Origin of the sequence: Sphingomonas sp. (assembly GCF_965248875.1) — a bacterium.
Lineage (GTDB): Bacteria > Pseudomonadota > Alphaproteobacteria > Sphingomonadales > Sphingomonadaceae > Sphingomonas.
This window is the reverse complement of record NZ_CBDFKR010000011.1, coordinates 1,410,640-1,422,781: the sequence shown is the minus strand read 5'-3', so window position 1 is coordinate 1,422,781 and position 12,142 is coordinate 1,410,640. Positions and strand designations below refer to the sequence as shown.

The 12,142-nt window shown below is 68.3% G+C and carries 10 protein-coding genes; 3 read left to right on the top strand and 7 right to left on the bottom strand.

What is annotated here, in order from left to right:
* Nucleotides 1-11: 11 nt before the first annotated feature.
* The 4 genes from ACP2AD_RS14100 to ACP2AD_RS14085 form a co-directional block, all read right to left on the bottom strand.
* On the bottom strand, nucleotides 12-3,122 hold the full coding sequence (locus ACP2AD_RS14100; RefSeq protein WP_425230674.1) for a TonB-dependent receptor domain-containing protein: 3,111 nt from the start codon (nucleotides 3,120-3,122) through the stop codon (nucleotides 12-14).
* A 211-nt stretch (nucleotides 3,123-3,333) separates the two neighbouring features.
* Nucleotides 3,334-4,965: a choline dehydrogenase gene (locus ACP2AD_RS14095; protein ID WP_425230673.1), complete on the bottom strand. Its 1,632-nt coding sequence runs from the start codon at nucleotides 4,963-4,965 to the stop codon at nucleotides 3,334-3,336.
* Between the two features lie 13 nt (nucleotides 4,966-4,978).
* A complete protein-coding gene (locus tag ACP2AD_RS14090) occupies nucleotides 4,979-5,959 on the bottom strand; it encodes an NADPH:quinone oxidoreductase family protein (RefSeq protein ID WP_425230672.1) in 981 nt (326 codons plus the stop codon).
* The gene (locus tag ACP2AD_RS14085) at nucleotides 5,956-6,516 is read right to left on the bottom strand and encodes a TetR/AcrR family transcriptional regulator (RefSeq protein WP_425230671.1); all 561 of its coding nucleotides are present in this window, start codon (nucleotides 6,514-6,516) and stop codon (nucleotides 5,956-5,958) included. Before ACP2AD_RS14085 ends, ACP2AD_RS14090 begins: the two co-directional genes overlap by 4 nt.
* Before the next feature lie 65 nt (nucleotides 6,517-6,581).
* Between ACP2AD_RS14085 and ACP2AD_RS14080 the strand changes: the two genes are divergently transcribed.
* Nucleotides 6,582-8,108: an acyl-CoA synthetase gene (locus ACP2AD_RS14080; RefSeq protein WP_425230670.1), complete on the top strand. Its 1,527-nt coding sequence runs from the start codon at nucleotides 6,582-6,584 to the stop codon at nucleotides 8,106-8,108.
* Between the two features lie 137 nt (nucleotides 8,109-8,245).
* Here ACP2AD_RS14080 and ACP2AD_RS14075 read toward each other — a convergent pair whose 3' ends face one another.
* Both ACP2AD_RS14075 and ACP2AD_RS14070 read right to left on the bottom strand, forming a co-directional pair.
* On the bottom strand, nucleotides 8,246-9,538 hold the full coding sequence (locus ACP2AD_RS14075; RefSeq protein WP_425230669.1) for an Nramp family divalent metal transporter: 1,293 nt from the start codon (nucleotides 9,536-9,538) through the stop codon (nucleotides 8,246-8,248).
* 51 nt (nucleotides 9,539-9,589) lie between these two features.
* Complete coding sequence (locus ACP2AD_RS14070; protein WP_425230668.1) at nucleotides 9,590-10,207, bottom strand: DNA-3-methyladenine glycosylase family protein; 618 nt, start codon at nucleotides 10,205-10,207, stop codon at nucleotides 9,590-9,592.
* A 69-nt stretch (nucleotides 10,208-10,276) separates the two neighbouring features.
* Between ACP2AD_RS14070 and ACP2AD_RS14065 the strand changes: the two genes are divergently transcribed.
* Both ACP2AD_RS14065 and ACP2AD_RS14060 read left to right on the top strand, forming a co-directional pair.
* Entirely contained in the window at nucleotides 10,277-10,594 is a 318-nt protein-coding gene (locus tag ACP2AD_RS14065; protein WP_425230667.1) for a 2Fe-2S iron-sulfur cluster-binding protein, read from the top strand.
* A 2-nt stretch (nucleotides 10,595-10,596) separates the two neighbouring features.
* Complete coding sequence (locus ACP2AD_RS14060; protein ID WP_425230666.1) at nucleotides 10,597-11,091, top strand: DUF1993 domain-containing protein; 495 nt, start codon at nucleotides 10,597-10,599, stop codon at nucleotides 11,089-11,091.
* A gap of 191 nt (nucleotides 11,092-11,282) precedes the next feature.
* Here the strand turns inward: ACP2AD_RS14060 and rlmB are convergent, their stop codons facing one another.
* Nucleotides 11,283-12,026, bottom strand: a complete 744-nt coding sequence (rlmB, locus tag ACP2AD_RS14055) for a 23S rRNA (guanosine(2251)-2'-O)-methyltransferase RlmB (protein ID WP_425230665.1) — start codon at nucleotides 12,024-12,026, stop codon at nucleotides 11,283-11,285.
* Nucleotides 12,027-12,142: the final 116 nt, after the last annotated feature.

The following is a 12,142-nucleotide window of genomic DNA, read 5'->3' as shown; positions in this document are numbered from 1 at the left end:
CCGCCCGGTGATCAGAAGCGGAACGACGCCCCCGCCCGGAACTGCCGCCCGATCAGCCCGGCATAATGCCACGTCGTCAGGAAGTTGGGTGCGCTGGCATAGGCCGCCGGCGCGACGGGGGCGCGGGCGTTGAGCAGGTTCAGAACGTTGAACGTGAACGTGAAGCGGTCGTTCACGCGGAAGCTCTGGTTCAGATCGACGTTGATGAAGCTGTTGACGTAGCAGAAGGCGTTGTAGTCCGGCGCCGAGGCGGCGACCTTGTACAGATTCGCGGCGCACGAGGTGGACAGGTTACCCTGGTCGGTCGCGACCTCCTTGATCTTGCCGACATAATAGGCCGTCGCGCTGATCGAGTAGCTGCCGAAATCCAGCGTGTTCTGCCAGTTGCCGCGGATGCGGGGCGTGCCGTTGCCCGACGACAGATCATAGGGCCCGAACGTTCCGGCAAAGCGCTGGATGCCCGCCGCCGTGTCGCGGTCGTAGCGAATGATATAGGTGGACTCGATCCGGCTGGTGAAATGCGCGCCCATGATCGACGGCACGCTGACCGTCGCGGAGAAATCCAGTCCCTCCGTCGTGTCGGAGTTCACGTTGACGAACGGCGCATTGACGATGAGGACGCGGGGCAGCGCGTTCGGGAACAGCGGATCGACACCATCGATCAGGTTGCACGAATAGCCAGCACCGACCGCTGCCACCGCGGCGCACCCGGCCGCCGAAGCCGCTGCCGCCGAGGGATAGGCGTTGGCGGCGACTGAATAATAGGCGTTGATCGCTGCGCCCGCGAGTGGACCGTTGGCGATCAGGTTGGTCTTCTTGACGTTGTAATAGTCGACCGTCGCGCTGAACCAGCGCACCGGCTGGAAGATCGCGCCGAGCGTGAACGAGCGCGACCGTTCCGGCTCCAGGTTCGGATTGCCCGCAAAGCCGCGGCCGACCGAATACTGGAAGTTGTACGGATTGCCGCCGTTGGTGCATGCCCCGGTCGCGTTGGCCGCGCCGCCATGCTGCGCGCAGAAGGCGCCCGGCGGCGTGATCGTCACGAAGCCCGCATATTGGCTGCGCGGGCCCGACTCGGCGAAGGTCGGTGCGCGGAAGCCCTGTGAATAGGTGCCGCGGATCGCGAACTCGCGGATCGGCGTGAACTTGACCCCGATCTTGGGCGAGAAACGTCCGAACCCTTCCGAATAATGATCGTACCGGCCCGACAGATTGACGTCGAGCGAGGTCAGGATCGGCGCGTCGAGTTCGGCATAGCCGGCGACCACGGTATGCTGGCCGAAGGCGGAAGAGGTGGTCAGACCATAGGTGTCCAGCGCGGCATTCTGATTGTTGTTCTCCAGCTTCTCGCGCCGCGCCTGGCCCCCGACCGCAAGCTGCAATGGCCCGCCCGGCAACTGGGTCAGCTCGGCGGCGACCGAGGCGTCGAGCGAATACAGTTCCGAGTGCGATGGGGTCGTCTTGTCCGGCGAGAGCTGCGTGCGCACTGCCGCGGTGTTTAGCTGCGGGTTGACGAAGTTATACGCGCCCGTGTTGATGACCGTGCGCAAGGCGGCGATGTTGATCAGCCCGTGCTGCACCAGCGTCAGATTGTCGCGGGCATAGACCCCCTCGACCCGCCAATTCACACCCGCGCCGAAATGGCCGCTGATGCCCGCCGTGCCGCGATACACCTCGTTGGTGCGTTCGCTGCCCGCCGCAATGTCGCTGAACAGATAATAGATGCGGGCAGCCCCCAGGGTCGGCGTGGCGGCATTGGCGGCGGCATACGGGTTGTTGGGATTGAGCTGGCGATCGGCCGCCGTCGCGCAGTTGAGCCCGGCCGAGCAGATATAGACCGGCAGGACGATGCCCGGATTGCTGGTCGCAACCAGCGGCGACCCGCCAAAGGGCTGTGTCTGGCGCACCGCCGATGGAAAGGCGCTGGTGATCGACACGTAGCTGCGGCTGTAGCTGCCGGTGAAATACGCCTCGGTGTCGTCATTGACCTTGATCGAGAGGCGGCCGTTGACCGAGTAACGCTCCTGGAGCGGCTGGATCTGGCGATAGAGGTCGGTCAGGTCATACGGGCAGCCGGTGCCGCGCGCTGCGCCGGTCGTGACGCTGTAGGTCGGCCGCGCACAGTTGTTCAGCCCCAGCGCGGTGTAGGTCGCATAGGTCTGACCCGGATCGTTGGTGACCGCGGTGCCACCCGACAGCGGGTTGTTGAGGTCGGTCTGCGTGGTGCGCACGACATAGGCGGTCGGCGTGTTGACGGTCAGCGACTGATCGGCCGAATTGTTGTCGTTGCCGCCAATCGGGGTCAGATCTTGCGTGTTGTAGGGGAAGCCGCGGCTGCTGTTGGAAACGCGGCCGTCACGCTGATATTCGGCATTGATGTAAGCGTTGAACCCCTGCGTCTCATAGTCGCCGATGCCCGCGGTCAGGTTCGCGCGATAGCGGCTGGCGTCGCCAAGCTCGGCGATGCCCCCTTCGACCTGCCCAGCGACGCCGATGAACCGCTTCTTCAGGATCAGATTGACGACGCCGCCGATCGCGTCCGCGCCGTAGGTCGACGAAGCGCCGTCCTTCAGAACCTCGATCCGGTCGATCAGGCTGAACGGGATGGAATTGAGGTCGACATAGGCGTTGTGACCATCATCGTTGATCGGGAAATTGGTCGAGCGCAGCCCGTCGACCAGCACCAGGGTGGACGATACCCCCAGCCCGCGCAGCGACACGGCCGATCCGCCGGCCGAGAAGCCGGTCTGGAAGCCCGTGCCGATCGAGCCGGCGCTGTCCGCTGAAATCGAGCGGATCGCGTCGGCGGCGGTGGTGATGCCGGCGCGCGCCAGGTTCTCGCTGGTCAGCACGGTGACGGGTGACGGCGTCTCGGTCGAGGTGCGACGCAGCAGCGAGCCGGTGACAACGACATCGCCGCCACCCTGATCCGCCGTAGCCTGATCGCTTTGCCCGGCGGGCGACGTGGGGTTGGCCTGCTGCTCGCGAATGTCCTGCGCTGCGGGCGTCGCGGGCGTACCCGACTGGCCGCTCGCGGCAGTCTGCGCCAGCGCGGGCGTCGCGCCCAGCACAAAGGCGAACGGCGCCGCGGACAGCAGCATGCGATTACGGAACGTTGACATCAGAGTACCCCTTGCGCCCGGCTGTGCCGGGTCGTCCCAGCACGGGTCCCGATCCCGCGCTCCAGCCGCCATTCGTTGCCGCAGCGCAACAAGATGTAAAGCCCGGGCGACGCAATTATGACGGCGCTGTTACCCGAACAACGCACGCGATGCTGACCTAAACAGCATCATATGTGGCGGCAGAGCGGGTTACTGCTTGGTCGCCTGCAGGTCAGGCCGCCTGCCGCTCGCGGTGCCCGGCGCGCAACAGGTCCGCCGCCTTTTCCGCGATCATGATCGTGGGCGCGTTGGTGTTCGAGCTGACCAGGCTCGGCATGACCGATGCATCGATCACGCGCAGTCCGGTCAGCCCGCGCACTCTCAGCGCGCCGTCGACCACCGCCAGCGTGTCGTCCTTTGTCCCCATCTTGCAGGTGCCGACCGGGTGATAGATGGTTTCGGCGGTCGCGCGGACCCAGGCGTCGATCTGCTCGTCGCTGACCACCGCCTCGCCCGGCGCGAGTTCGTCGCCCCGGTAGGGTGACAGCGCGTCCTGCGCGACGACACGGCGTCCTATCCTAACCGATTCGCGCAGCACGCGCCGGTCTTCGGGGGTGGCGAGATAGTTCGCCGCGATCGTCGGATCGGCAAATGCGTCGCCGGAGTGCAGCCCGACGCGTCCGCGGCTCTCCGGACGGAGCTGGCAGAGATGGAGCGAGAAGCCATCCTCGGTCGCTTTGACTTTGCCATGGTCGCGCATCAGCGCGAGTACGCCGTGGATCTGGATATCGGGCCGCGACAATCCTTCGCGCGAAGGTACGAACGCGCCCGATTCCAGGAACTGCTGCCGTCCCGGCCCGGTGCCCCGAAGCATGTAGCGCAGGCCGACGCCGAGCTGTTTCAGCCCGCGCGTCACCGAATAGACGCTGTCCAGGTTCTGCGACCGCCAGTTCATGATGACGTCGAGATGGTCCTGCAGATTCTCGCCGACCCCGGGCAGCGCGTGGGTGACACCCACGCCAGCCGCCTTGAGCCGCGCGGGATCGCCGATTCCCGACAGCTGCAGGATGTGCGGGCTCTGCACCGCGCCCGCGCAGAGCAGCACCTCGCCCGCCGCGTCCGCCGATCGCGGCGTGCGGCGCTTGCCTATGGCATAGTCGACGCCGGTCGCACGGCCGTTCTCCACACGAATGCGCGTGGTGCGCGCGTCGGTGGCGACGGTGAGGTTGGCGCGCGCGAGGGCGGGCTTCAGATAGCCTTCCGCGGTGCTCCAGCGCCGCCCGTTGCTGATCGTCAGGTCGTACGGGCCGAAGCCCTCAAATTGCGCGCCGTTGAAATCGCCGGTGACGGGGAAGCCCGCCTGCCGCCCCGCCTCGATCAACGCGGCATTGAACGGGCTGCTGCTCTCGCCCTTGCTGATGTGGAGCGGGCCTTCACCGCCATGCAAATTGTCCGTCTGATCCTTGGCCCGATGATGCCGCTCCAGCCGTCTGAAATAGGGCAGCACGTCGTCCCAGCCCCAGCCGGTCAGCCCCGTCTGCCGCCACTCGTCATAGTCGAGCGGGTGGCCGCGCATATAGACCATGCCGTTGATCGCCGACGATCCGCCCAGCCCCTTGCCACGCGGCCACCACAGGCGGCGGTCGTCTAGATGCGGCTCCGCCTCGGTCCAGAAGCCCCAGTTCTGCGGCCCCTTGTCCTTGATGAGGTTGCCGACGCCGGCGGGCATCCGCACTACGACGCCGTCGTTCCTGCCGCCCGCTTCGAGCAGCAGTACGCGCGTGGCCGGGTCTTCGGTCAGCCGCGCGGCGAGGGTGCAGCCGGCCGAGCCAGCGCCGATGATGATATAATCGTAGGCTTCCATGACGGCGCTCCTGCTAGGGCTCGATGACCAGTTTGCCGATGTGCTGCGAGGTGGCCATCGCGTCGATCGCCTCGCGCCAGCGGGCGAGCGGGTAGGTGGCGTGGACGCGCGGCCGGATGCGGCCCTCCGCCGCGAGGCGCCATACAGCGTCGGACGCGGCGCGGCCCGCGGCCGGGTTCCGGCGGCCATATTCGCCAGCACGCACGCCGACGACCGAGAAGCCCTTGATCAGCGGGATGTTGGCGGCGACGGTCGGGATGCGGCCGGAAGTGAAGCCGATCACGAGCAGCCGCCCGCCCCAGCCGATGCAGCGGGTCGATGCATCGAAGACGTCGCCACCGACCGGATCGAAGACCAGGTCTGCGCCGCCCCCCCGATCGTTGGCGGTCAGGTCCCTCACTGCCTCACGGAAGCCACTTGCGGGGAGTGTCGCCGCGACCGGATACCCGGCGGCCAGCGTGGCAAGCTTGTCGGGCGAGCGCGAGGTGGCGATCACCCGTGCGCCCAGCGCGAGCGCCAGATCGACCGCGGCCAGCCCAACCCCGCCGGTCGCGCCGTGGACCAGCACCCACTCGCCTGGCTGCGTCCGCCCGAGTGCGACCAGCGCCACATAGGCGGTCAGATACGCGGCCCCGACCGAAGCCGCGGTGGCGAAGTCGAGGCCATCCGGGATGCGTCGCAGCATCGCCGCGTCGACATGCACATAGTCGGCGAAGCTGCCCAGCCTCGTCCCCGCCACTACGCGGTCGCCGATCGCAAAGCCGCTGCCGGACTCGCACTCGACTACCTCACCGGCCATCTCCATGCCGAGAACGAAGGGCAGCGGCGGCTTGAGTTGATAGGCGCCGCGGGTCATCAGGAGGTCGGGAAAGTTCAGCGAGGCGGCCCGCACCCGAACCGTTACATGGTCCGGCTTGCGTTCGGTGAGCAGGCCTTCGACGAGCGTCACGCCCGACAGGTCATCGCTCAGCGTGTCGACGCGCAGCATCCTCATCGCGGCGCACACAGGAGCGCGATCAGCTCCTCCATCAGAGCAGGCGGCGACAGCTGCGCGGCGTGAACCTTGGCGAGGCCGAGCGTCATCAGCGCATAGGCGCGCGCCGCCGCCTCCCCATGGGCGACGCCGTTCGCCTCGACACACGCGGTCAGCCAGCCCAGCATGAGCGCGTCGTGGCGCTCAACGGCCGCCGCGGCGCGCACATCGCTGTCGGCCCAAGCGCGCATCGCGATCGACAGCCGCGACAGCCCGCCGCGCCGCACCACCTGCGCCAGCCGCCGGATGCGTCCGATCGGGTCGGGTTCTGCCCGCGCGATCGCGTCGAGCAGCTCATGGACCTGACCACCCGCCCAGTAATCGGCGAGCCTCCCCTGGTAGGCGTCGAAGTCGGTGAAATGATGGTAGAAGCTGCCCGTCGATACGCCGAGCTCGTCGGCCAGCGGCCGCAGCTTCAGTGCGCGGAGTCCGCCGCGGCGGAGCAGCGCCTGTCCCGCCTCCAGCCAGCTGCGCGGCGTCAGGTCCGGCGCGCGCTCGGCGGTTGCGATGCTTGACACCCGGGGAGCCATAACGAATGTTACGGTGCTTGGAAGCGGCGGTAAAGCCGGTCAGAGGAGAGCCCATGCTGCATCCCGTCCGGCACGCGGCGACGATGCCCGACAAGCCCGCCTACATCATGGCGGGATCGGGGGAGACCGTCACCTATGCGGAGCTGAACGTCCGCGCCGACCGGGGGGCTTGGTTGCTGCGGTCGCTGGGGCTGCGGCGCGGCGACGGCATCGCGGTGTTGATGGACAATTCACCGCGCTATCTCGAGGTGGTCTGGGCGGCGGAGCGGACGGGGGTGTATTGCACCTGCATCTCGTCCAAGCTGACCGCCCGCGAGGCGGAGTATATCGTCCGCGACGGGGACTGCCGGGTGCTGATCGCCAGCGCCGGGGCGGCGGCGACCGCTGCCGCGCTGCTGCCGCTGGTGCCGGGCCTGCAGGCGCTGATGGTCGACGGCGCGGTGGAGGGATTCGATAGCTACGAGGCGGCGCGCGACCGCCAGCCGGCCGGGCCGATCACCGACCCGTCGCCGGGCCAGTTCATGCTGTATTCGTCGGGCACTACCGGCGTGCCTAAGGGCGTTCGCCACCCGCTGCCAGAGGAACCGCTGGGCGAGAATACCTCCACGCTCGTGACGCTGGGCAAGGCGCTGTACGGTTTCGCGTCGGACATGATCTATCTGTCGCCCGCGCCGCTGTATCATGCCGCGCCGCTGCGCTGGTCGATGGCGGTGCAGCAGCTCGGCGGCACGGTGATCGTGATGGAGCGGTTCGACCCCCAGGCCGCGCTCGCCGCGATCGAGCGGTACAAGGTGACGCATGCGCAGTGGGTGCCGACCCATTTCGTGCGCCTGCTCAAGCTGCCGGAGGCGGTGCGCGCACGGTACGACGTGTCCTCTCTCCGCAGCGTCTGGCATGCCGCGGCGCCCTGTCCGGTTCCGGTCAAGCGGGCGATGATCGAGTGGTGGGGGCCGATCATCGGGGAATATTATGCGGGGACGGAGGGCAACGGCTTTACCGCGATCTCGTCGGCGGAGTGGCTCGCCCACCCCGGATCGGTCGGGCGCAATCTGACGGCCACGACCCGCATCTGCGACGAGGAAGGCAACGAGCTGCCGCCGCGGAGCGAGGGCACCGTCTATTTCGATGGCGGGGGGACGTTCACCTATCACAACGACCCCGACAAGACCGCCGCCGCCGCCAACCGGCATGGCTGGACTACGCTGGGCGATGTCGGGTGGCTGGACGAGGAGGGCTATCTCTACCTGACCGATCGCAAGAGCTTCACGATTATCTCGGGCGGGGTGAACATCTATCCGGCCGAGATCGAGAACCTGCTCGTCACGCATCCCGATGTCGCCGACGTGGCGGTGATCGGCGGCCCGCACGACGAAATGGGCGAGGAGGTGATCGCCATCGTCCAGCCGCGCGACATGGCAGACGCCGGCCCGGCGCTGGCGGCGGCGCTGGATGCGTTCGCGCGGGCCAACCTCAGCCACGTCAAGGTACCTCGCCGAATCGACTTCCGCGCGGAACTGCCGCGCCACGACACCGGCAAGCTCTATAAGCGGGTGTTGCGGGACGAGTATTGGGGGAAGTAAACCTCCCCGCTCGCGGGGAGGTGACGCGCGCGCTTGCTCGCGTGACGGAGGGGCTCTCCTCGAAGTCCAGCCTTTGCGGCCAGCCCCACCACCACTCGCCGCACGAACGGTCCCCTGCCCCCGTGAACGGGGAGGATTTACAGCATCCCCCACAGCAGCGTCGCGTTCAGGGCGATGATCACCGCCGCGATTGCCCAGGCGAGCGCCTGAAGCCAGCGCGGCGCGGTGAGGTCGCCCATCAGCCGCCTGCTGCCGGTGAAGACGACCAGCGGCACGACCGCAAACGGCAGCTGCAGGCTCAGCACCACCTGGCTCAGCACCAGCAGCCGGGTCGCGCCCGCATCGCCGGCCGCGCCGACCACCAGCACCGCGGGCACGATCGCGAGCAGCCGGGTGACGAGCCGCCGCAGCCAGATCGGCAGCTTGAGGTCCAGAAAGCCCTCCATCACAATTTGCCCCGCCAGCGTGCCGGTGACTGTCGAGTTCTGCCCCGATGCGAGCAGCGCGACGGCGAACACGACGCTGGCTGCGCCCACTCCCAGCATTGGCGAGAGCAGTCGATAGGCCTTGTCGATCTCCGCCACATCCGTGCGCCCGCCGAGATGGAAGGTCGCCGCCGCCAGCACCAGGATCGCGGCGTTGATGAAGAAGGCGAGCCCCAGCGCCACCGTCGAGTCGACCGTCGCCCAGGTCAGCGCCGCGCGCTTGTCGCAGAACGCACGGGTCTGGACGATCGAGGAATGAAGGTAGAGGTTGTGCGGCATCACCGTCGCGCCGAGGATACCGATCGCGAGGTAGAGCCGCGCCGGATCGGTGACGATCGACGTCGTCGGGATCAGCCCGCCGAGCATGCCCGTGACCGACGGCTGCGCATGGAACAATTCGAACGCGAAGCAGGCGGCGATTACCGCCAGCAGCGCGATGATGACCGCCTCCAGCGTCCGGAACCCGAACCGCTGCAGCGCCAGGATCAGGAACACGTCGAGCGCGGTCAGCACCACGCCCCAGGCGAGCGGCAGTCCGAACAGAAGCTTGAGCGCGATGGCGGTGCCCAGCACCTCCGCCAGATCGCAGGCGACGATGGCGATCTCCGCGAGCATCCACAGCGCCAGCGTCACGGCGCGCGGGTAGCGGGCGCGGCACGCCTGCGCCAGATCCAGCCCCGCGCCGATACCGAGCCGGACCGACAGCGCCTGCAGCATGATCGCCATCAGATTGGACAGGAGAACGACGGACAGCAGCGCGTAGCCGAACGCCGACCCGCCGGCGATGTCGGTTGCCCAGTTGCCGGGGTCCATATAGCCGACCGCGACCAGGAAACCCGGCCCGACGAACGCGCGCAGCTGCCCCAGGCCGGTGCGGCCGGTGGGGACGGCGACGGTGCGATAGCTGTCGGCCAGTGAGCGGCCGAGCGGGGTGGCGGGGGGCATCAGCAACGCCGTGGCATAGGTGCGGGGCGATAGGACAGCGAATTGTCCGGCTCAGATCACCGCCATGTCGCTGTTGTAATGATGCCAGGCGAAGATCGCTGCCGCGCCGCGATGGGGACGCCACGCCTCCGCCAGCGCGCGCACCAGCTTCTCGCTCGGCCGCCCGGCATGACCCAGCAGCCGCCCGACCTCGATCTGCACCGCGAGGTCGCCGGCGGGCCAGATGTCAGGGCGCCCTTCCGCGAAGAGAAGGTAGATTTCCGCCGACCAGCGGCCGATGCCGTTGACCCGCACCAGCGCCGCAATCGCTTCCTCATCGTCTTGCGGTAGCGCCGCGAGCGGCAGCCGCCCGCTCGTCACCTCGTCCGCCAGACTGCGCGCATAGCCCGCCTTTTGCCGCGACAGTCCGGCGGCGCGCAGCTGGTCGTCGGTCGCGGCGGCGACGCGCAGCGGATCGGTCGCGTCACCGATCTCGGCGTCGAGCTTGCGCCACACCGCGTCCGCCGCCTTTACGCTCACCTGCTGACCGACGATGGTGCGCAGCAAGGTCGCGAAGCCGCGGTCGCGGACCCGCTCCGGCGGGTAGCCGACGCGGTCGATCCCGGCGGCAAAGGCGGGCTCGATCGCGGCGAGCGCGTCCATGCCGGCGTGGAGCTGGGCCGCGTTCATGCTTGATCGCGCCCGGTGGGCACGGCAATGGCGGGGTTCGGGGCGCGCGCCCCCACAGCGGAGAAGACCATGCCCAAGCTTATCGTCGTGACGCGCGAGGGGGAAGAACGCGAACTGGACGGCGAGAGCGGACTTAGCGTCATGGAGGTGATCCGCGATGGCGGTATCGACGAAATCCTGGCGCTGTGCGGCGGCAATTGCAGCTGCGCGACCTGCCACGTCCATGTCGATCCGATCGATTTCGCCAAGCTGAAACCGATGAGCGAGGATGAGAACGATCTGCTCGACTCGACCACCGATCGCGACGCGACCTCGCGGCTGTCGTGCCAGATCCTGTTCGGGCCGGAGCTGGACGGTCTGCGTGTGACGGTAGCGGCAGAGGATTGAGCATGACCGTCACGCTGTTCAGCTTCGTCGCCATGTTCGACCAGCAGCTCGCCACGGCGGTGCACCTGCTCGATACGGGCGAGGCCCATGCCGGCGGCCCCGGCTTCCTCGACTGGCGGCTGATCGACGACATGGCGCCGTTGCGCTTCCAGCTGCGGGTGATCGTCAACTTCAGCCGCAGCTGGCCGGCCCGCGTTGCCGGGCTGGAGCCACCGGCGGATATCGCCGACGATCTCGACCTGCCCGGTTTCCGCATCGCCATCGCCGATGCGCGCGCCTATCTGGCATCGCTCACGCCCGCACAGTTCGACGGCCGCGAAGACGCGCCGCTGACGGTGGCGCTGGGCACGAGCATGGAGCCGACGCTGCCGGCGGCGAAATGGCTGACCGGGTTTGCGACCACCAACATCTATTTTCACCTGTCGATCACCTATGCGATCCTCCGCTCGAAAGGCGTGAAGATCGGCAAGACCGACCTGTTCGCGGGCGGGCTTTGACGCGCCGGAAGTAGAGGCGAAGTAGAGGCCCGGTGCGATGCGTGCGCCGCCGCGGGAGGTCACGGAGGTGGCGGCATGGGGTGGCGGGAAACGCCGCAGGAACGACTTCCGATCGACGAACGCTGGCGGGGATGAGGGCCGGACCATCGCTCGATCCGAGCACATCGGGGCCGATGTAGGACAGCGAAATCCTATCGCGCGGCCACCGCATAGAGCGCGACCGCGGCGGCGTTGGAGACGTTGAGGCTTTCGACGCGGGCGCTGATCGGCAGCTTCGCCAGCTCGTCGCAGTGCGCCTGTGTGTTCTGGCGCATCCCTTCGCCTTCCGCGCCGAGCACGATCGCGATCCGCTGCGTCCCCAAGGTCTCGCCCAGCGTGCGTGGGGCGTGGCCGGTCAGGCCGATCCGCCAGAAGCTGGCCTCGGCGATCTCATCAAGCGCGCGCGCAAGATTCACGACGCGGACCCAGGGTACCGTCTCCAGCGCCCCCGACGCGGCGCGCGCGACCGCGCCCGATTCCGGCGGCGCGTGGCGGTCCTGTGTGATGATCCCAAGCGCGTCGAAGGCGGCGGCGGAGCGCAGGATCGCACCGACATTATGCGGATCGGTGACCTGATCCAGCACGACCAGCGGCTGCTGCCCGTCCCGGCCCTGATCCAGCAGGTCGCCGAGCCAGATCTCCTCCAGCGGCTCGACCTCCGCCACCAGCCCCTGATGCGGGGCGTCGGCAGGAACCAGGCGACCGAGATCGGCGACATCAGCAAAGGTGACGGGAAGCACCGGCGGCAGCGACAGGGGCGCCAGCGCTTCACGCGTCCCCCAGACCTTGCGCACCGTCCGCTCCGGATTGGCGAGCGCCGCGGTGACAGCGTGGCGGCCCCAGAAGCGCGGCCGGTCGCGGGTGCCGGTGGAGGGGCGATGGCCGCGGCGGGACATGCTAAAATCCTCCCCGGTACGGGGAGGTGGCGCGCGCGCAGCGCGTGACGGAGGGGGCCCGCCGCATGGTCAGCGCTGGCGGTGGACCCCCTCCATCATTCGCTTCGCGAACGGTC